Annotated in this window: 17 protein-coding genes and 2 other annotated features (1 of these 19 only partly in view); of the genes, 12 read left to right on the top strand and 5 right to left on the bottom strand. The window is 37.9% G+C overall.

Features of this window, described 5'->3' with window-relative positions:
- Nucleotides 1–241: a binding site (T-box leader), on the top strand (it extends 5 nt beyond the left edge of the window).
- A 568-nt stretch (nucleotides 242–809) separates the two neighbouring features.
- Nucleotides 810–1,060: a binding site (T-box leader), on the top strand.
- An 85-nt stretch (nucleotides 1,061–1,145) separates the two neighbouring features.
- From IGL49_RS07945 to IGL49_RS07925, 5 genes are all read left to right on the top strand, one after another.
- A complete protein-coding gene (locus IGL49_RS07945; RefSeq protein ID WP_104853758.1) occupies nucleotides 1,146–2,216 on the top strand; it encodes a methionine ABC transporter ATP-binding protein in 1,071 nt (356 codons plus the stop codon).
- 18 nt (nucleotides 2,217–2,234) lie between these two features.
- Nucleotides 2,235–2,915: a methionine ABC transporter permease gene (locus IGL49_RS07940; protein ID WP_104853759.1), complete on the top strand. Its 681-nt coding sequence runs from the start codon at nucleotides 2,235–2,237 to the stop codon at nucleotides 2,913–2,915.
- A 19-nt stretch (nucleotides 2,916–2,934) separates the two neighbouring features.
- Nucleotides 2,935–3,768 (top strand): MetQ/NlpA family ABC transporter substrate-binding protein, encoded by an 834-nt coding sequence (locus tag IGL49_RS07935; protein ID WP_104853760.1) that lies wholly within the window; start codon nucleotides 2,935–2,937, stop codon nucleotides 3,766–3,768.
- A 14-nt stretch (nucleotides 3,769–3,782) separates the two neighbouring features.
- Nucleotides 3,783–4,976 carry a M20 family metallopeptidase gene (locus IGL49_RS07930; protein WP_104853761.1) on the top strand — a complete coding sequence of 398 codons (1,194 nt, stop codon included), beginning with the start codon at nucleotides 3,783–3,785 and terminating at the stop codon, nucleotides 4,974–4,976.
- 369 nt (nucleotides 4,977–5,345) lie between these two features.
- Nucleotides 5,346–6,884, top strand: coding sequence for an ABC-F family ATP-binding cassette domain-containing protein (locus tag IGL49_RS07925; RefSeq protein ID WP_104853762.1), 1,539 nt, complete (start codon nucleotides 5,346–5,348; stop codon nucleotides 6,882–6,884).
- Between the two features lie 54 nt (nucleotides 6,885–6,938).
- Here the strand turns inward: IGL49_RS07925 and IGL49_RS07920 are convergent, their stop codons facing one another.
- The 3 genes from IGL49_RS07920 to IGL49_RS07910 are packed head-to-tail and all read right to left on the bottom strand — an operon-like array spanning nucleotide 6,939 to nucleotide 9,467.
- The gene (locus IGL49_RS07920) at nucleotides 6,939–7,865 is read right to left on the bottom strand and encodes a metal ABC transporter substrate-binding protein (RefSeq protein ID WP_104855144.1); all 927 of its coding nucleotides are present in this window, start codon (nucleotides 7,863–7,865) and stop codon (nucleotides 6,939–6,941) included.
- Complete coding sequence (locus tag IGL49_RS07915; protein ID WP_104855145.1) at nucleotides 7,852–8,721, bottom strand: metal ABC transporter permease; 870 nt, start codon at nucleotides 8,719–8,721, stop codon at nucleotides 7,852–7,854. Before IGL49_RS07915 ends, IGL49_RS07920 begins: the two co-directional genes overlap by 14 nt.
- Complete coding sequence (locus IGL49_RS07910) at nucleotides 8,718–9,467, bottom strand: metal ABC transporter ATP-binding protein (RefSeq protein WP_104855146.1); 750 nt, start codon at nucleotides 9,465–9,467, stop codon at nucleotides 8,718–8,720. The genes IGL49_RS07915 and IGL49_RS07910 overlap by 4 nt, the downstream gene beginning before the upstream one ends.
- Before the next feature lie 212 nt (nucleotides 9,468–9,679).
- On the opposite strand from IGL49_RS07910, the gene IGL49_RS07905 reads away from it, so the two are divergent.
- From IGL49_RS07905 to mnmA, 4 genes are all read left to right on the top strand, one after another.
- Nucleotides 9,680–10,654, top strand: coding sequence for a ribose-phosphate diphosphokinase (locus tag IGL49_RS07905; RefSeq protein WP_002362076.1), 975 nt, complete (start codon nucleotides 9,680–9,682; stop codon nucleotides 10,652–10,654).
- 158 nt (nucleotides 10,655–10,812) lie between these two features.
- Nucleotides 10,813–11,958: a cysteine desulfurase family protein gene (locus tag IGL49_RS07900; protein WP_104855147.1), complete on the top strand. Its 1,146-nt coding sequence runs from the start codon at nucleotides 10,813–10,815 to the stop codon at nucleotides 11,956–11,958.
- A 67-nt stretch (nucleotides 11,959–12,025) separates the two neighbouring features.
- A complete protein-coding gene (locus IGL49_RS07895; RefSeq protein ID WP_002356959.1) occupies nucleotides 12,026–12,370 on the top strand; it encodes a DUF1831 domain-containing protein in 345 nt (114 codons plus the stop codon).
- 225 nt (nucleotides 12,371–12,595) lie between these two features.
- On the top strand, nucleotides 12,596–13,720 hold the full coding sequence (gene mnmA, locus IGL49_RS07890) for a tRNA 2-thiouridine(34) synthase MnmA (RefSeq protein WP_104855148.1): 1,125 nt from the start codon (nucleotides 12,596–12,598) through the stop codon (nucleotides 13,718–13,720).
- 179 nt (nucleotides 13,721–13,899) lie between these two features.
- Here mnmA and IGL49_RS07885 read toward each other — a convergent pair whose 3' ends face one another.
- Nucleotides 13,900–15,138 carry a multidrug efflux MFS transporter gene (locus IGL49_RS07885; protein ID WP_104855149.1) on the bottom strand — a complete coding sequence of 413 codons (1,239 nt, stop codon included), beginning with the start codon at nucleotides 15,136–15,138 and terminating at the stop codon, nucleotides 13,900–13,902.
- Between the two features lie 16 nt (nucleotides 15,139–15,154).
- On the bottom strand, nucleotides 15,155–15,670 hold the full coding sequence (locus IGL49_RS07880) for a YbhB/YbcL family Raf kinase inhibitor-like protein (protein ID WP_104855150.1): 516 nt from the start codon (nucleotides 15,668–15,670) through the stop codon (nucleotides 15,155–15,157).
- A 132-nt stretch (nucleotides 15,671–15,802) separates the two neighbouring features.
- Between IGL49_RS07880 and IGL49_RS07875 the strand changes: the two genes are divergently transcribed.
- The 3 genes from IGL49_RS07875 to IGL49_RS07865 all read left to right on the top strand — a co-directional run bounded on the left by IGL49_RS07875 (nucleotide 15,803) and on the right by IGL49_RS07865 (nucleotide 19,047).
- Entirely contained in the window at nucleotides 15,803–16,372 is a 570-nt protein-coding gene (locus tag IGL49_RS07875) for a TetR/AcrR family transcriptional regulator (protein WP_002356965.1), read from the top strand.
- A 97-nt stretch (nucleotides 16,373–16,469) separates the two neighbouring features.
- Nucleotides 16,470–16,835, top strand: coding sequence for a DUF1033 family protein (locus IGL49_RS07870; protein WP_104855151.1), 366 nt, complete (start codon nucleotides 16,470–16,472; stop codon nucleotides 16,833–16,835).
- 130 nt (nucleotides 16,836–16,965) lie between these two features.
- Nucleotides 16,966–19,047, top strand: a complete 2,082-nt coding sequence (locus IGL49_RS07865) for a DNA topoisomerase III (RefSeq protein WP_104855152.1) — start codon at nucleotides 16,966–16,968, stop codon at nucleotides 19,045–19,047.
- The last annotated feature ends 647 nt before the right edge of the window (nucleotides 19,048–19,694 follow it).

Here is a 19,694-nt window from a genome sequence, read left to right as displayed (position 1 = left end):
TTCGTTGAAGAGAAGAGTAAATTTTGATGACCTTCAAAAGAGAGTCCTGACTGGTGAAAAGGGACAAGGTTCAGAAAAGTTGAAGATGGCCTCTGAGAATAAATTGCTGATAAGTAAGCAATTTCGGCTAAGCACCCGTTACCATGTGCACCAAGTTAATAAAGACTTGGATAAGAGATGAGATATAAAGAATCAGTTATATTTCGAAAAAAGGTGGTACCGCGAATCATTCGCCCTTTACTAGCAAAACGCTAGTGAAGGGCTTTTTGCTGTGAATCACTACGATTGGCGCAAAGCGACAGAGTAGATGATGAACAGTACAAGATGACCGAAGGGCAGGTTGTGTCATTTGCACGAATCACTACGATTGGCGCAAAGCGACAGAGTAGATGATGAACAGTACAAGATGACCGAAGGGCAGGTTGTGTCATTTGCACGAATCACTACGATTGGCGCAAAGCGACAGAGTAGATGATGAACAGTACAAGATGACCGAAGGGCAGGTTGTGTCATTTGCACGAATCACTACGATTGGCGCAAAGCGACAGAGTAGATGCTGTCTGCGGTTACTCGACGCGTTATGGCCTTTGTAAGTGATGAACAGTACAAGGTGACCGAAGGTCAAGTTGTGTCATTTGCACGAAAGTGTTCCTACGATTCTCGCCACAGTCAAATCCTGTTGAGCACTACGACTGGCGCAAAGCGACAGAGTAGCAGTTATCTGCGATTACTCGATGCTTGAAGGGATAGAAACTCTAGTCTGTTTGATTTTGAAATCAGATGAAAATCAGTTTAGAATGAATAGAAATAAAAAAGCAGTGAGATAGTAAGTACAAGACTTGATCTGTCTAACAGAGAGCCTAGGTAGCTGAGAATAGGTGACAAAGACGTTTTGGAAAATGGCTATTGAGCAAGCGCTCCGAGTGTTAAACACAAGGCGGCGACGGGGGCTCCCGTTATCGAGCTAGGGTATCGAACATGTTGTTCCGTACTTGAAAAGGGAATTTGTGTGAGCAAATTCTGAACATGAGGTGGTAACACGCAAAAAAGCGTCCTCAACGATACAACTCGAGTTGTGTCGTTGAGGATGCTTTTTTCTTTTTTATGAAAAAATGCAGGTTGGTAAGAATGAAGGGGGATAAAGAATGATTGAACTAAAAAATATCAGTGTGACATTTCAACAAAAAAAACAAGAAATTCAGGCCGTCCAAGATGTTTCTTTGACAATTGATAAAGGAGATATCTACGGAATCGTTGGTTATTCCGGTGCTGGAAAAAGTACGTTAGTACGGGTAATTAATTTATTGCAACGACCAACAGCGGGCAGCGTTATTATTAACAAAGAAAATATTTTAACTTTTTCTAAAAAGGAATTACGACAACAACGAAAAAAGATTGGCATGATTTTTCAACATTTTAATTTGATGAAAGAGCGGACCATATTTAGTAATATCGATTTTTCATTAAAATATTCTGGGCTAAGTAAAACTGAACGGCGTCAAAAAATCAGCCGTTTATTAGAGTTAGTTGGACTAAGTGAAAAACGGGACGCTTATCCCAGTCAACTGTCAGGAGGGCAAAAACAGCGGGTTGCGATTGCCCGCGCTTTAGCAAACGATCCTGAAATTTTACTTTGTGATGAAGCGACGAGTGCGTTAGATCCAAAAACAACTGGACAGATTTTAGCCTTGTTAAAAAAGTTAAATCAAGAACTGAACTTGACGATTGTCTTGATCACCCATGAAATGCAAGTGGTTAAAGAAATTTGTGATAAAGTCGCGGTGATGGAAAATGGCTGCGTTGTCGAATCAAACGATATTGTTTCGATTTTTAGTCAACCACAACAACCTTTGACCAAAGATTTTATTCGGACAGCAACCCATATTGACCAAGCATTAACCACGATTCTTGAACATCCTAAATTAGCTGATTTAGATAAAAATCAAGAATTAATTGAATTTTCTTATGTGGGAGATCAAACGAACGAGCCATTAATTGCACAATTGTATAGCCAATATCAGGTATATACAAATATCCTTTATGGCAATGTCGAAATTGTTCAAAATGTTCCTATTGGCCATTTAATTGTGGTGCTTTCTGGTGATGAGGCCCAGCGTCAACAAGCCCTTACTTATTTAGCGAAACAAGGCGTGCGAACCAATGTTTTGAAAACCTATCAGCAAACAAAGAAAAAGCAGAATTTACAGGTGATTTAAAAAAGGAGTGAAATAAAAATGTATCAATTATTTGAGAAATATTTTCCGAATGTTGTTCAATTAAAACAAGAGTTTTTTCAAAGTACATGGGAAACATTATACATGGTTTTTTGGACAGCCTTGATTGCTGGCGTGTTAGGAGTCTTGTTGGGTGTCGTGCTTGTTAGTACTGGGCCCAGTGGTGTTTTGAAAAATTCACCCCTGTATAGCGTCTTAGAAAAAATTATTAATGTTTGTCGCTCCATTCCTTTTATTATTATGCTCGCACTGATTCAACCGTTAACACGAATTTTGGCAGGAACAACAATTGGTACAACCGCAGCGTTAGTCCCGTTAGTTATTGGCGTAATTCCGTTCTTCGCGCGCCAGATTGAAAATGCGTTATTAGAAGTAGATCCTGGTGTTATTGAAGCGGCAGAAGCTATGGGGACGAGTCCCTTAGGGATTATTTTTCGGGTCTATTTAATTGAAGGGTTACCAAGTATTATTCGTGTTTCAGCAGTGACAATTATTAATTTAATTGGATTAACAGCTATGGCAGGAGCGATTGGGGCCGGTGGTCTAGGCAACTTAGCGATTACTCGAGGCTACAATCGGTTTCAAACCGATGTGACATTTATGGCCACGTTAATTATTTTAATTATGGTATTTATCAGTCAAGCCATTAGTAATCAATTAATCAAAAAAACATCACATTAGAAAAAAGGAGAACTGACAAATGAAAAAATTTAGTAAATTAATTGGACTTATTGGAGTATTAGCTTTTACGATTGCAGGTTGTGCATCGGGGACTGCGAAGGATACTAAGACAGAAACTGTTAAACTAGGCGTTGTAGGAACAAAAAACGATGAATGGGAATCGGTCAAAGACCGTTTGAAAAAGAAAAATATTGATTTACAATTGGTAGAATTTACAGACTATACGCAACCTAATGCAGCATTAGCAGAAAAAGAAATTGATTTAAATGCCTTTCAGCATCAAATCTTTTTAGACAATTACAATAAAGAGCATGGGACGAAATTAGTATCAATTGGCAATACAGTCAATGCACCATTGGGAATTTACGCTAATAAATTGAAAGATATCACAAAAATTAAAGACGGCGGAGAAATTGCTATCCCGAATGATCCGACAAATGGTGGGCGGGCGTTAATTTTATTACAAACTGCGGGACTGATAAAAGTTGATCCTGCGAAACAGCAATTACCAACTGTTAGCGATATTACTGAAAATAAACGCCAATTGAAAATAACTGAATTAGATGCTACGCAAACAGCGCGCGCTTTACAAGATGTCGATGCTTCAGTGATCAACAGCGGTATGGCTGTTGATGCTGGTTATACACCAGAAAAAGATGCTATTTTCTTAGAACCTGTAAACGAAAAAGCGAAACCTTATGTGAACATTGTCGTGGCCCGAGAAGAAGATCAAGAGAATAAACTTTATCAAAAAGTTGTAGAAGAATATCAACAAGAAGAAACAAAAAAGGTCATTGCAGAAACATCAAAAGGCGCCAATGTTCCAGCCTGGGAAACATTTGGTAAAAAATAAAGGAGGTATTTATAATGAGTACAACAACGATTCAAACAATCCAAGAAGCTATTGCAACGGAAAAGGAATGGATAATCCATTTAAGACGTCATTTTCATCAATACCCTGAAGCAAGTTTAAAAGAATATGAAACGATTAAGCGAATTAAAGAAGAACTACTAGCCTTAGCTATTCCGTTTGTAGAAGTAGGGGAAACGGGTGTTTTAGCAACCATAGAAGGAGGTCTTGGCGCTGGCAAAACGATTTTGTTACGTGCAGATATTGATGCGTTGGAATTGCCAGATGCAACAGGCGCTGCCTATGCTTCTAAAAATCCAGGACTCAATCATGCTTGTGGACACGATGGTCATGCGGCAGCATTACTAGGTGCAGCTAAAGTGCTCAAAAAACATCAGGATACCTTTTCAGGAACGATTAAACTGGCCTTCCAGCCAGCTGAAGAAATTGGTGCAGGCGCTCGACAATTTGTGGAAGGAAATTATTTAGAAGCAATCGACCAAGTGTTTGGGATTCATTTAGATTCTAGTGTGCCGGTCGGAAAATTAGTCGCTACCAAAGGCGCCACCAATGCCTCTTGCGATATTTTTAAGATTGAAGTCAGGGGTCAAAGTAGTCACGTTGCCCAACCACAGAATGGACGGGATGCTGTTTTAGCAGCAGCCAGTATCGTTGTGGAATTACAAAAAATTGTGGCTCGCGAGATTGATCCTTTAGATTCTGTCGTAGTAGGAATTGGCGTTTTACAAGCAGGAACACGTTATAACATTGTAGCAAACCAGGCAACCATTGAAGGCACTGTTCGAACATTTAGTCAGGAAACGCGCCAATTTGTTTTACAACGAGTAGAAGAAATTGCCCATGAAATTGCTCAGTCTTATCGTACAGAAATTGCTGATTTTTCTGTTTATGCGGCAGCGAATCCATTAATTAATGAAGAACAAGCAACCAACCGTGCACAGCAGGTAGCCAGTGAGATTGTTGGTTTTGAAAATGTTGTGACCGATCATCCTAAAAGTTTAGGGGCGGATGATTTTGCTGATTACTTAGCGGTAATTCCTGGTATCTATGGACGGGTCGGTTCACGAAACCCTGAAAATCCAGCTACTCATTTTGGACACCATCATGAACAATTTGATATTGATGAACGTGCCTTACTTTTAGCGGCAGAGTACCACGTACGCTATGCATTAAACTATTTATCAGAATAATAGGGATAGGGAGCCGACAAAATGATGGTTTGTGGGCTCCTTTCGTTATAAACCAACGTGGCTTGCTTTCTTGTCATTCTATGGTAGAATACAAGCATAAGAAAGGTGATTCACATGTTTTTTGTTTTAACTGATAAATTAACAAGAAAAGTAGCTCCCGATAGTTTAAGAACAGATGAAGCACTGTTGTGGAGCCGAGCAATTAATTTCTTCATCGCTTGATAGGACATTTTTTGACTAGAAAAGCTAGTCTTATTTGAGTGTACGTACAAGCGGTTGTCGGGATTTCTGTCAGGATGGACGACGTGCAGACGTGGTTCTTTTTTTGTTGTCCCAAAATAATCAGTTAACAAGAAAGAAGTGACGAAAATGAGTATTTTAACTATTGAACATTTAACGCATCGGTTTGGCGAAAAGGTCTTGTATGAAGAGGCTTCATTGCAAGTGAATAAAGGGGATCATTTAGGCTTAACTGGCCAAAATGGTGTCGGCAAATCCACCTTAATTAAAATTTTAACGGGGGAAGTATTGCCAGACGAAGGAACGATTCAGTGGCAAAAAAATTGCAAGATTGGGTACTTGGATCAGCATGTTTCTGTAGAACAATCACTAACGATGGTTGATTTTTTGAAACAAGCCTTTCAAGAACTTTTTGATAAAGAAGCGAAACTGACAAAACTTTATGAAGAATACAGTCAAACGGCTTCGGAAAAATTTTTAGAACAAGCAGGCAAATTACAAACAGATTTAGATGAAAGTAATTTTTACCAAATCGACACGATTATTCAGGATTTAGCCAATGGGTTAGGACTACAAGCAATTGGTTTGGATAAAAAGTTAGGGGAGCTAAGCGGTGGTCAACGTTCAAAAGTGATTTTAGCAAAATTATTGTTAGAGGCCCCTGATGTGTTACTTTTAGATGAACCCACCAACTATTTAGATGATACACATATTCAATGGCTTGTTCGCTATCTGAATAATTTTGCAGGAAGCTTTCTATTAGTCTCCCATGATTATCAATTTTTAAATGAAGTGACGAATTGCATCGCAGATATTGAGTTTGGCAAGTTAACCAAATATACTGGAAATGTAGAAAAATCTTTTGCACAAAAAGAGCAGAATAAACAAACCTATTTGAAACAGTATCAGGCCCAACAAGAAAAAATTGAAAAAATGGAAGCCTACATCCGTAAATACAAAGCTGGAAATCGAGCAACGATGGCTAAAAGTCGACAAAAACAATTGGACCGGTTGGAACGATTGACTCCGCCAGGTTCCTTGACTAAGCCAGCGATTGAATTTCCTTATCAAGGGTTAGTTGCAACGCAAGCACTAACGACCCAGAAGTTAGTTGTCGGCTATCGGGAACCTTTGTTAGAACCGTTAGATTTAATGGTTCATGTCGGTGAAAAAGTCGCATTGAAAGGCTTTAATGGGATTGGCAAATCAACATTAATTAAAACGTTAACCAAAGTGATTCCTTCATTAGATGGAGAATTTCATTATCCGCTGAATACAAAAATTGCTTATTTTACCCAAGACTTGGCGTGGCCTAATGAGCAGTTAACGCCGCTAGACTATTTATCAGATCGTTTTCCAGATACAACGATTAAAGAGCGAAGAAGTCATTTGGCTAGGGCAGGTTTACCAGATAAGTTAGCAATGCAGTCGTTAGCCCTGTTAAGTGGTGGTGAGCAAACAAAAGTAAAACTAGCGGAACTAATGATGCAAACAAGTAATTTGTTATTTTTAGATGAGCCAACCAATCATATTGATGAAGCGGCCAAAAAAAGTTTACAAGAAGCAATTCACGTTTACCCAGGAACGGTTTTTCTGGTTTCCCATGAAGCAGATTTTTATGAGGAAATTGTGGATCGAGTAATTGATATTGAGGAATTAGTTAAATAAAGAAGAAAGAACCAAGTTGAGGGGGAGTCAACTTGGTTCTTTCTTCTTTATTATTTATTTACTCATTAAGCCATCATGGATTTTTGTTAAATTCCAGTTCATCATGCTGTAGTACGTATCGCCTTCTGTTCCTTCTTTGGCAAGGGAGTCTGTGAAAAGTGTATCGTAAATTGGTCGTTTCACTTCTTTTGAGACCCGTTCCATACTACGTTTATCGACACTGGTTTCAACAAATAACACAGGTGCTTTTGATTTCTTAATGGTATCAATAATCGTGGTCATTTGTTCAGGTGTTCCTTGACTTTCTGTGTTAATTTCCCAAATATAAGCGGCATTTAAATCATAAGCTTTGGAGAAATATTTAAAGGCACCTTCACTTGTAACTAATAATTTTTTATCATCAGGAATATCAGCAAATTTAGCTTTGGCTTCCTCATGTAGTTTGCTAAGTTTTTCGGTATAATTTTTCGCGTTTTCTGTATAGAAATCTTTATTTTTTGGATCTTTTTCTACTAACACGTCACGAATGTTTTCTACGTATTTAATGCCATTTTCAATGTCTAACCAAGCATGTGGATCTTCTGTTTGTTCTTGACCAGCACTTGTTAAATATTGTGGCGTAACATTTTTGCTTGCGGAAAAGTAATCTTTATTCTCAACTTTTTTGGCCGTTTTCATTAATTTGTTAAACCAGCCATTTCCGCCTGTTTCTAAGTTCAAGCCGTTAAAGAATAAAATGTCCGCTTCAGAAGCTTTAGCAATGTCTTCTGGTAACGGTTCATATTCGTGAGGGTCTGTCCCAATTGGCACGATACTATGCAACTCAATTTTGTCTTGGCCAACATTTTTTACTAAATCGGATAGGATCGAGTTCGTTGTCACAATTGCCAATTTTTCTTTCTTCTCAGCTGCTTGATTCCCACAAGCAGCTAACGCTAACCCTGCTAAAAGGGTTAAAAAAAATAAACTAAATTTTTTCATTCGTTGATTCCTCCATTTCTTTCTCACGGTTTACAAATACTAGGCCTTTCTTTGGTGAGAAAAAGAAAGCCAATAAAAAGAATAAGGCGGCGGTTAAAACAATCGTCGCACCAGAAGCTAAGTTATAAGAATAACTAAAGAACAGGCCAATCACTGAACTTAAAATCCCAAAAGTAGAGGCTAAGCCAATCATTGTTGGTAAGTGGTTTGTTAATAGATAAGCCGTTGCCGCAGGCGTAATCAGCATGGCAATGACTAGAATAGTGCCGACGGTTTGCAAAGAAGAAACAGCGACTAATGTTAGTAAAAACATCAATGCATAGTGGAAAAATTGAATATTTAAACCATAGGCTTGGGCCATTGTGGGATCAAAAGAAGTGATTTGCAATTCTTTATAAAACAATGCCACAAAAATCAAGACAATCACGCCGACGACACAGGTAATTAAAATATCGGTGTCTGCGACCGCTAATACATTCCCAAACAAAATATGATATAAATCGGTGGAACTTTTTGCAAAAGAGATAAAAATAATCCCTAAAGCAAAAAAAGAACTAAAGACAACACCAATGGCAGTATCATTTTTTAGTGGACTTTTTTGGGTAATAAAGCCAATCGATAATGCAGCTAATAAGCCAAAAATTGAAGCGCCAAAAATATAATTGAAACCAAACATATAAGAAACAGCGACGCCTGGTAAAACAGCATGGGAAATCGCATCACCCATTAAAGACATCCCTCGTAAAATAATGAATGAACCAATTACCCCTGAAATGAGTCCGACAATTACAGACGTCAAAAGGGCATTTTGTAAAAATTGATAACGGAATAAACCATCAATAAATGCAGCAATCATTTTGCAACCCCCTGTATTAATAAATCACCTAACAAATCACCGTATGCTTCTTGGAGCGTTTCTGCAGTAAACGTTTGTTCCACAGGGCCCGCAGCAATTAGCCGGTTTTTCAAAACGATTAATTCATCAAAATAGTGGGAAACTTTGTGCAAATCATGGTGAACAATGATAATCATTTTACCTTGATTTTTTAATGATTTAAGAATATCCATAATCACTTTTTCACTAGACATATCAATGCCGACGAAAGGTTCATCTAAAAAAATCACCTCAGCACCTTGGGCCAAAACACGGGCAATAAACACACGTTGCAATTGACCACCAGAAAGTTCGCCAATCTGGCGTTGCGCATAGTCTTCTAATTGCACCATTTTTAATGCAGCCAGGGCTGCTTGCTTTTCTTTCTTTCCTGGGCGTTTTAATAGTCCCAAGTTTGGATAGGTTCCTAGCAAGACCGTTTCAAAAACGCTAATGGGGAAACTAAGATCCAAGGCACTACGTTGTTCTACATAGGCAATGGTTGTTTTTTGTTGGTCAATCGCTTGATTATTTAACAAAACATCACGTTCCTTTGTTTTAATCAAGCCTAATAACCCTTTAATAAATGTTGACTTTCCAGCACCATTTGGTCCGATAATTCCAGTAATTTTACCGGAGGGAATAGTAACGTGGATATTATTTAAAGCGGTCCGTCCTTGATATTGAACGGTTAACGCTTGAACAGCTAAGTTAAAGCTTTTTCTCATGAAATTCCTCCTTTTTAGGTTTGCCTTAAAAATAGTATAAGGGATAATTTGAGAAAATGCAAATTATTTTTAGGCGCACCTAAAAATAAGCGCTTTTTTCACAAAGAAAACCGTTTCTTTCAATAAATTAAGGAGGATCCCATGATTTTTATGACAAAAAATGGTAGAATATGAATGAAAACGACTATTATTTTATATTGACGGAGGATATCATGACCGAAAACTATCAAGATGACACCTTACGCATCTTCAGTTTAAATGCAAATCGACCACTTGCTGAAAAAATCGCAGCATCTGTAGGAACAGAATTAGGAAAAAGTACCGTGCGCCAATTTAGTGATGGCGAAATTCAAATTAATATTGAAGAAAGTATTCGTGGCGATCATGTCTACATCATCCAAGCAACGAATGCCCCTGTAAATGATCATTTGATGGAATTGCTTATTTTAATTGATGCATTAAAACGTGCTAGCGCAAAAACAATTAATGTTATTTTGCCTTACTATGGTTATGCTCGCCAAGACCGCACAGCGAAACCAAGAGAGCCCATTACTGCGAAATTAGTTGCTAATATGTTAGTAGAGGCAGGCGCAACACGTTTGTTGACATTAGACTTGCATACTGTTCAAGTCCAAGGATTTTTTGATATCCCAGTAGATAATTTATTTACAATGCCTTTGTTTGCTCATTATTATCGTCAACAAGCATTAGTAGGGGAAGAAATTGTGATTGTTTCGCCTAAAAACAGTGGCGTTCAACGCGCACGTAGTTTATCGGAGTACTTAGATGCGACCTTAGCAATTGTCGACCATGAAGAGATTGATGGGGTGCGTCAAGAAGGTTACGTTATTGGGAATGTCGCTGGGAAAAAATGTATTCTTGTTGATGACATTTTGAATACTGGTCAAACGTTAGCCACAGCGGCGGAAGTTTTAATGAAAAATGGTGCGCAAGAAGTTTATGCTTGCGCCTCACATGGTTTGTTATCAGAAGGCGCAAAAGCAACCTTAGAAAATGCGCCAATTAAGGAAATTAGTATTACTGACTCTGTTTATACGACAGCAGACCGCCAACCAGCAACCTTGAATATTATTTCTTGCGCTGAGTTAATGGGGGAAGCGTTACTTCGTATTCATGAAAATAAACCAATGAGTCCATTATTCCGTTTAGAACCAAAAGGAGAATAAGTGGTTCCTTAAAAACTAAAAAATAGGTCTAACAACTTTAAGCGTGTTAGGCCTATTTTCTTATCTTTTTTACAAATAGAAGAGAAAGTATTCTGATTTTGTGTTTTAAGCTTTTTATGCTAGAATAACGCCAGAACATAAGGAAAGGGACGAGTCATTTGGAACCCATTTATTTAGATCATGCGGCAACAACACCGCTTCATCCAACGGTCATTCAAGCGATGACTGAAAATATGCAAACGACTTTTGGCAATCCATCAAGTATTCATCAGTTTGGACGAAAGGCACACGGTCTTCTGGAAGAAGTGCGTCAAACGATTGCCGAGAGCTTACAAGCCAAACCCCACGAAATTATTTTTAATAGTGGTGGCACAGAAGGGGATAACACAGCTATCTTGGCAGTTGCTTTTTCTCGTCAAAAGGAAGGAAAACATATTATTACTACGGCAATTGAACATCCGGCTGTGTTACGAACGATGGAATACTTAGAGACGTTAGGCTTTGAAGTGACTTACTTGCCTGTGAATGAAAATGGTCAGATTTCAATGGATCAATTCAAAAAGTCTTTACGCGAAGAAACGATCTTGGTTTCAATGATGTATGGCAATAATGAAATCGGAAATCGATTACCGATTGCTGAAGTTGGTGCAATTCTGAAAAATCATTCGGCGATTTTTCATACAGATGCCGTCCAAGCTTATGGAAGTGAAGTGATTTTACCTCATGAATTGGGGATCGACTTATTAAGCATTTCTGCTCATAAAATCAATGGTCCAAAAGGCGTAGGTTTTTTATTTAAAAGCGATGCAATCCAATTACCACCTCTTTTACATGGTGGGGAACAAGAAGAAAAACGACGTGCGGGCACGGAAAACTTAGCTGGAATTATTGGCATGGGTACTGCCGTTTCATTACTAACTTCTGCAGAAAAGCACGCAAGAAAAACAGCTTATCAAAGTTTTCAAACGATTATTTTAAAAGCGTTAGAAGAAGCCAATATTGATTTTTCAATTAATGGTGAACCAACCAATCGTTTAGCACATGTCTTAAATCTTCATTTAAAAGGAATTCCCAGTGATTTGCTCTTAATGCATTTGGACTTAAGAGGCATTGCGATTTCAACCGGCTCGGCTTGTACAGCGGGAACTGTGGATCCTTCGCACGTGTTGACAGCGATGTATGGAGAAAATTCCTCTGCTATTAAAGAATCGATTCGGATTAGCTTTGGCTACGGGAACACACCAGAAGAAATTGCGACTTTTTCTGAAGTACTAGTTGCAGTGATTCAACAATTGAAAAAATAAACTGATTGCGGCAGCTAAAGGTTTTCGCTATAATGAAGGTAACAATGAAAATAACGAGGTGGAACCCATGGCATTTACAACAACGGCTGCTGTTGAAGGCTCAACAGTTTTTTACAAAGTACATCCTAGTGCAAAACGCTATACATTAAAAGATAACGGCTTTACTGAAACAAAATCAGGGAACTTTCAATTGATTCGTTCCTTAGATCCAACGCCTCAGAGAAATGAAGGCTTCAAATTAAAAATTACGATCACTGCTGATCTGAAAGAATTAAAAATGTCCATTACAACGGCAAATGGTTTAAAACCAATGAATATTTTCAAGAATGAACAACATGAAATGAGTAAAGAAAAATACTTTTTCTTAATGGATGGCTTAATTAGTCGTGGTGTACTAGAGAAAGTAGAATAATTCAGAGAAACCTGAAGAAACAAGTAAAAGCAGCTTGTTCCTTCAGGTTTTCTGTTTACTTGAAAGCAACGGCTTGCTCGCTGTGTCTTTGTTCCAAGTATTTTCTCATTATACGCCCGGCTTGCTTTACTTATTTCAAAAAAATAGTATAATGAAAAGCACTGAAAAGTTACGACCTTCAAATCGTGGATGATTTCAGAATCTAATTGAAATGATGGTGATAAAATGGCAGATAACAGCAAAACGCGTGTCGTGGTAGGCATGAGTGGCGGTGTCGATTCATCTGTCACAGCGTTGCTTTTAAAAGAGCAAGGCTATGATGTAATTGGGATCTTTATGAAAAATTGGGACGATACAGACGAAAATGGTGTCTGTACCGCAACTGAGGATTATAAAGATGTCGCAAAAGTAGCGGATCAAATTGGGATTCCGTATTATTCGGTTAATTTTGAAAAAGAATATTGGGACCGTGTGTTTGAATATTTTTTAGCAGAATATCGGTTAGGACGGACACCAAATCCAGATGTCATGTGTAATAAAGAAATTAAATTTAAAGCATTCCTAGATTATGCTATGCAACTAGGCGCTGACTATGTTGCGACTGGCCACTATGCGCAAGTAGAAACGGATGAAAATGGCGTAGTGCATATGTTACGTGGAATTGACAATAATAAAGATCAAACCTATTTTTTAAGCCAATTATCACAAGCCCAATTGGCAAAAACAATGTTCCCATTGGGTGGTATGGAAAAATCAGAAGTTCGTGCAATTGCTGAACGTGCTGGATTAGCCACAGCCAAGAAAAAAGACTCAACGGGCGTTTGTTTTATTGGTGAAAAGAATTTTAAAGAATTTTTGAGTAATTATTTACCAGCTAAAAAAGGCAACATGGTGACAGAAGATGGTGAAATCAAAGGACAACATGATGGTCTGATGTATTATACTATCGGTCAACGCCAAGGCTTAGGAATTGGTGGTGGCGGTAAAACACAAGAACCATGGTTTGTGATTGGGAAAGATTTAACCACCAATACATTATATGTGGGACAAGGATTTCACCATGAAAAACTATATGCAACACATTTAGAAGCCAGTGAGGTTCATTTTACTGTTGATACACCAATGCCAAAAGAGTTTGACTGTACGGCTAAATTCCGTTATCGTCAAGCAGATATGCCAGTGCATGTTTCCTTATCTGAAGATGGCACAAAAGCAACCGTTACGTTTAAGGAACCAGCCCGCGCAGTCACTCCAGGTCAAGCTGTTGTTTTTTATGATGGAATGGAATGCTTAGGGGGCGGCTTAATTGATCGCGCCTACCAAGATGAAAAAGAACTACAATACGTCTAAAAAGTTTCACGAGTTGTGAAACAAAAAGAGTGGAGTTAACTAAAAGAAAAGCTGATATGATGGTCATAAAACCAGTAAATATCAGCTTTTCTTTTTTATTTAATATGCCTATTTTTTAAAAAATAAGAAAAAGAGAAAAATTAAAAATTCAAATTGTGGATAACTTTTCTGTGTATAACTTAGATGTTTTTTTTCTCTTTTTTTAATTCGGCGGTGCTTCGACGAACCCATAGAAGGTTAATGAGAACCAGACAAGAAGTGGAAATAAAGACACCACGATAACCGAAAGCGGCAGATACGCTTGAACCAATCATAGGACCAATCACATTTCCGGTCGCTTGGAAAGATTGGTTGTAACTGAAAATACGGCCTGCAACATCACTTGGAGAATAACGAGTGATCAATGTTTGAACAGCAGGTAGTAAACAGGCATCGGAAATCCCAACTAAGAAACGAAGTATAGCAAGCTGCCAGACATTTTGAACAAAGGCCATTGGCAGGTAAACGAAAATGGCTAAAATTAAGCCAATTGTCAAGATGCGTTCGCTGCCAATACGATCGCCTAACCGGCCGAAACGAGGGGCAGCTATTAACGTTGCAATCCCTGGAATAGAAGCAATGACTCCGCTAATTAAGGTGACATTTCCGTGACCACCCAACAATTGTTGAATATATAAACTGATGATGGGACTAATTGAATTATTGGAAGCTTGAATGATTAATGTCGTAATAAACATTCCAAGAATCACGTGGGGATGTTCTAGTTTTTTTAAAATTTGTTTCCCAGATGCGGCTTGATTTTTTTCAATTGGCACAAACTCTTCATGGACAAAGACGAGACTCAAAACAAAAACGAGTAATAAAATCGTACCAGTAATGAAAAAGGTTGGCCGATAACCGAAAATAGACGCAGTGACACCGCCCAAAAGAGGACCTAGCAATGTGCCGGTAACAGAACCAGTGGCTAAAGTACCAAGCACTTGACCGCTTTTTTCCTTAGGTGTGCCTGTAGCAACTAACGCAGTTGCATTACTGATATAACCAGAAAAAACACCTTGTAATAAGCGCAAGCCTATCAATTGATAAACACTTGTGACTGCGCCCATTAAACTAATGACGATAGCCATTCCTAATGAAGCACGTAATAACATTAACTTACGTCCTTTTCGGTCGGCTAAACGGCCCCACCAAGGAGAAACAATGGTCGTGACTAAAAAAGTGGAGGAGAATGTGATTCCGCTCCAAAAATTCAATTGTTGGTGGGTAAAAGTACCTAATGTGTTGATATAAAGAGGCATAAATGGCATCACTAAGCTAAAGCCGATACCGGCCATAAATGTGCCAAACCATAAAACGAGCAGATTTTTTTCCCAAGGTTGTCTTGGCCGGAAAATTTTACTTTTAATTAATTCATACATTCTATTTCCTCACTTTCTAGTAAAGAAATTCAAATTTGGCTTTAGCGAGTAGTTGATCATTCAATGCTTGATGCAACTCATTCGCAAAAAAGCCTTCTTTTAAATTTAGTGGATTTTTTGTAGCGTACACATATAACGTATAGGTGTGCACACCAGAGCGAGGACTTAACCCCAGATAACGTTCGGTTAACTCGGGTAACGTTTCAGTGGCAAGCACAGGAAGCATCTGTTTCCCCAAAGGAGAAGCAAGACTATTTTTTCCTTGAATGGTAGGCTTGAGTGCTGTTCGACTATAGTCTTCAGGAATTTCATTGGTTACAGGAACATTGGCAGCTAACCAATGAATAAAAGGGAAACCGATTAAAGGAATTGTGTCATAATCAATTAATTCCCAGGATAAATAACGGGCTTCTTTAGGAATAGCGGCTAAAGAAATAGGAAAAGATAAAATAGGACGTTCGTGTAATAAAAATTCTGCACTGGTTCGTTTGCCATAACGGTCGGCCAAATGAGAATGGTTGGTAATATGCATGCCAAATAGCCTTCTTTCAAAAATGATGTTTACAAATTATTATTATAAACTATAATTTATAGTTTAAAAAGAGTCAATAGATATGATAAACTAATACTTGTCCAAAATTTAAGAATTGGAGGCGTCAGAAAGATGGCAAAAAAACGGAATTTAACGAAAGCCAAAATCCTTGAAAGTGCTCGCAACCTAGCGGAAGAATTGGGCGTTCAACAATTAACCTTTCAAAATTTAGCCGTTGATTTAGGCATCAAGTATCCTTCACTCTATAATCACTTTAAAAATATTGCTGAAGTAAAAAATGCTCTAGTGGACTTGTTAATCCAAGAATTAAATGATGCATTGCGAAGAGCCCTTGTGGGTAAGAGTGGCGCAGAAGCAATTCGGATATATGCTGAAACGTACCAACAATTTGCTTTTGAAAATTCTGCGGTCTATGAATTACTTATCAGTGTGCCGAAAACGCAAAACCAACAATTAATTGAAGGCATTCATGAAACCAATCAAATTATTTTACAACTTTTAGCTTTTTATCCATTTAATAATGAAGAACGACTGCATAAAAGTCGAGAATTACGTAGCTTAATCCATGGTTATATTACCTTACGTTTTTTAGGTTATTTTCAGCGCGAAGAAGCCACGCCAGAAGAAAGTTATCGTCGCATGATTGAAGATTTTATTGCTTCTTTAGAAGTGGCAGGATAAAATAAATTTCAAAAATTTCTCAGTCCGAAACCAAATCCTTGCAACTTTTTCAGAAAGTGACTATGATACCTACAGTAGTAAAAAAAGGAGCGGTTCAATGTATCAAGTAATTACAATGTATGGCGACAATGAACCTTGGTGGTTTTTTGATGACTGGCAAGAGGACATTGTTCAAGAAAAAACCTTCGATAACTTGACCGATGCAGAGACATATTATGTGGAAGTTTGGCAAAAACTTTCTCAGGATTATACATACGTCAATACAAAGCCCAATTATTTAACGGCTTTCTGGAATGATGGGGAAGAACGCTGGTGTGAAGAATGCGATGAAGATTTACAACAATATTTCGGTTTAGCATTACTAGAAAATCATCATGCGGTTACTTTTGAAAATAAAGCTGAGTTTACCACAATCTCCAATCATTTTGGCAAAACAAAATTCTGCAAACGGAAAGTTATTTGAAACGCATGAGTTTAAAGAAAAACCTCAGGGAATTTTCTTTAAACTCTTTTTCTATTCTCGGAATTTAGAGAAAATCGAACCAATATTTGGTATAATACGAAAAGATAGCACTTAAAAAGGAGCGAAACTAGTGGTTGCAAAACAATTAATTATTGCTGAAAAACCTAGCGTAGCAAAAGATTTAAGCCGCGTTTTAGGAGCAAATCAAAAAAATAAGAATTATTATGAAGGACCCAACGTGATTGTCACCTGGGCTTTAGGGCATCTCTTAGGACTAAAAATGCCAGAAGATTTAAACAAAGAATGGCAAACATGGCAAATGGAAACCTTGCCAATGATTCCTAAGAATTTAGGGATTAAACCGTTACCGAAAACAGGACATCAATTAAAAGCGATTAAACAATTAGCCAATCGTAAAGATGTTTCTGAAGCTGTTATTGCCACCGATGCTGGTCGTGAAGGTGAATTAGTGGCCCGCTGGATTTTAGAATATGTCCGTTTTAACAAACCAGTCAAACGTTTATGGATCTCATCTCAAACAGACAAAGCCATTAAAGACGGGTTTAAGAAAATTCGCCCAGCGAAAGACTACGATAATTTGTATGACTCTGCCTTGGCGCGCGCAAAAGCTGACTGGTTAGTGGGGCTAAATGTCACACGGGCCTTGACAGTGAAATATCAAGATAACTTATCCGCAGGTCGTGTTCAAACACCAACTTTAGCAATGGTACGCCAACAAGAAAAAACGATTGAACAATTTAAGCCTCAAACTTATTTTACTATCTCGTTAACTGTTGAATCAGAAAAAGCAAAGATGACCCAAAAAAATCCATACGCTTTAAAAGAACGGCAGGAAGCAGAACAATTAGTCAAAGAACTATCGAAACAAAAGGGCTTAGTTACCGATATCCAAGAAAAAGTCAAAACAGAAAATGCGCCGTTGCCGTATGATCTAACCGAAATCCAGCGTGAAGCCAACCAGCGGTTCCAATTTTCTGCAAAGAAAACGTTGTCTCTCGTACAAAGTTTATACGAAACCCATAAAATTGTTTCCTATCCTCGAACTGACAGCAAATATCTAACAACGGATATGAAAGGAACGATGAAAGAACGACTTCAAGCCATTGCTGATTTTTCACCAGAAGTGAAAGGCTACCTTAAAAATGGGGCCGTTGTTAAACAACAAAAAGTTTTCCAAAATGCAAAAGTCACGGATCACCATGGATTGATTCCAACTGAACAACGTCCTCGTTATGAAAAGCTAAGCAATGATGAACAAAAAATTTATCAAATGATTGTTCAACGATTCTTAGGTTTGTTTGCTGAGCCAAACCAAACCAAACAAACAAAAGTTACCGTCGCTTTTGGGAAAGAAACATTTGTCTTTCATCAAAATAAAGTAGTTGTTGCTGGCTGGAAAACAACAGCAGAACAGCCGCTATCCACTGTCCAATGGCAAAAAGGCATGACCGTTGCGCCAAACTTTACCATTAACAAAGAATTAACGTCGCCGCCAAAACCATTAACCGAAGGAACGTTGTTAGGAAAAATGGAGAAACACAGTTTAGGCACACCGGCAACGCGGGCGGAAATCATTGAAAAACTGATTAAATCAGAATTGATGGAACGAACCAATAGCGGTTTAAGTGTCTCTGCCAAAGGGAAGCAACTATTAGACTTGGTGAATCCATCACTTGTGACACCTGAACTAACGGAAAAATGGGAAAAGTCGCTCGAAGCAATCGCTTCGGGTCAACAAAAGAGTCAACTTTTCTTAAAGGATATTGAAGAGGATACGAAAAAATTAGTCCGTGAAATTAAACAAAGCGAGAAAAAATATCAAGATTTTTCCATTACGCAAAAAAAATGTCCAGATTGTGGTTCAAACTTACGGGAAAAAAATACGAAAGATGGCAAAATTTACGTTTGTACCAATCAAGAATGTAGCTATCGCCGTCGTAAAGACCCGAAAGTCTCCAATCATCGTTGTCCGCAATGTCATAAAAAAATGGTTATCATAGAAGGAAAAAATGGTCGTTCTTTCAAATGTAAATTCTGTTCGATTACTGAAAAAATTCCCGATAAAAAAGAACGAAAACAAAAAATGACAAAACATGAAGAACGTCGTTTGATGAAAAAATATTCACAACCAGACGAACCAGAAGAAAGTGCGTTAGCACAGGCCTTAAAAGCCGCTATGAACCAAGAATAGCAACTTGACGAATTACAGTTAGCTATAGTGTATAGTGGATTTGATTGTTGTTACGTTTTAATAAAGAAGTCCGCTCTTGAAAGAGTGGACTTTCCCTACAGATATTAATGAGTTTGGTATAATAAACGTGAAGAAAAAAATCAGACCTTCTAAACTGAAATCTAGCTATGGATAAGTGATGCGAGTACGGAATCATGGAGAAAAAATAATTCTCCGAGGTTTTAGAGTCATGTTGTTTAAAAACAAACTATCACCTCCAGCAATCCGTAATTTTCATCACAAGATTAGAATTTTTATCATCAAAGAATAGTTGCTTCAATTTTTGGGAACTAATCAAGTGATAAGTCAAAATGTTGATAGATTGAGATTAGTTCTTCCTTTTTTGAGGAAGGGCTTTTTTTATTGATGGAAGAAAGGGAAGAAATCTTGGTAGCACCTAAAAAAATTGTGAGAAATACTTCTGTATTGTTTGGTTTCTGCCTCAGAAAGTTGTATACTTAGATTGGAATTATTCTATATTACATGCATTTTCACACTTTTTGGAAAAGTTCACTTGAATTTTCTTTTAGTTTCGTAGATAAAAGGAGTCATCGCTAATGGAAATGAACAATTCAGGTAAGCTTGTTTCTTTGTGTGGAGGCAAATCA

Source organism: Enterococcus sp. DIV1337a, from assembly GCF_051712285.1.
Taxonomy (GTDB): domain Bacteria; phylum Bacillota; class Bacilli; order Lactobacillales; family Enterococcaceae; genus Enterococcus; species Enterococcus faecalis.
This window is presented reverse-complemented; position numbering and strand designations above follow the sequence as displayed.

Bases quoted from the DNA above. Each gene is read 5' to 3' on its own strand.
- IGL49_RS07945 (WP_104853758.1), top strand. From the start codon at position 1,146: ATGATTGAACTAAAAAATATCAGTGTGACATTTCAACAAAAAAAACAA.
- IGL49_RS07940 (WP_104853759.1), top strand. From the start codon at position 2,235: ATGTATCAATTATTTGAGAAATATTTTCCGAATGTTGTTCAATTAAAA.
- IGL49_RS07935 (WP_104853760.1), top strand. From the start codon at position 2,935: ATGAAAAAATTTAGTAAATTAATTGGACTTATTGGAGTATTAGCTTTT.
- IGL49_RS07930 (WP_104853761.1), top strand. From the start codon at position 3,783: ATGAGTACAACAACGATTCAAACAATCCAAGAAGCTATTGCAACGGAA.
- IGL49_RS07925 (WP_104853762.1), top strand. From the start codon at position 5,346: ATGAGTATTTTAACTATTGAACATTTAACGCATCGGTTTGGCGAAAAG.
- IGL49_RS07920 (WP_104855144.1), bottom strand. From the start codon at position 7,865: ATGAAAAAATTTAGTTTATTTTTTTTAACCCTTTTAGCAGGGTTAGCG.
- IGL49_RS07915 (WP_104855145.1), bottom strand. From the start codon at position 8,721: ATGATTGCTGCATTTATTGATGGTTTATTCCGTTATCAATTTTTACAA.
- IGL49_RS07910 (WP_104855146.1), bottom strand. From the start codon at position 9,467: ATGAGAAAAAGCTTTAACTTAGCTGTTCAAGCGTTAACCGTTCAATAT.
- IGL49_RS07905 (WP_002362076.1), top strand. From the start codon at position 9,680: ATGACCGAAAACTATCAAGATGACACCTTACGCATCTTCAGTTTAAAT.
- IGL49_RS07895 (WP_002356959.1), top strand. From the start codon at position 12,026: ATGGCATTTACAACAACGGCTGCTGTTGAAGGCTCAACAGTTTTTTAC.
- mnmA (WP_104855148.1), top strand. From the start codon at position 12,596: ATGGCAGATAACAGCAAAACGCGTGTCGTGGTAGGCATGAGTGGCGGT.
- IGL49_RS07885 (WP_104855149.1), bottom strand. From the start codon at position 15,138: ATGTATGAATTAATTAAAAGTAAAATTTTCCGGCCAAGACAACCTTGG.
- IGL49_RS07880 (WP_104855150.1), bottom strand. From the start codon at position 15,670: ATGCATATTACCAACCATTCTCATTTGGCCGACCGTTATGGCAAACGA.
- IGL49_RS07875 (WP_002356965.1), top strand. From the start codon at position 15,803: ATGGCAAAAAAACGGAATTTAACGAAAGCCAAAATCCTTGAAAGTGCT.
- IGL49_RS07870 (WP_104855151.1), top strand. From the start codon at position 16,470: ATGTATCAAGTAATTACAATGTATGGCGACAATGAACCTTGGTGGTTT.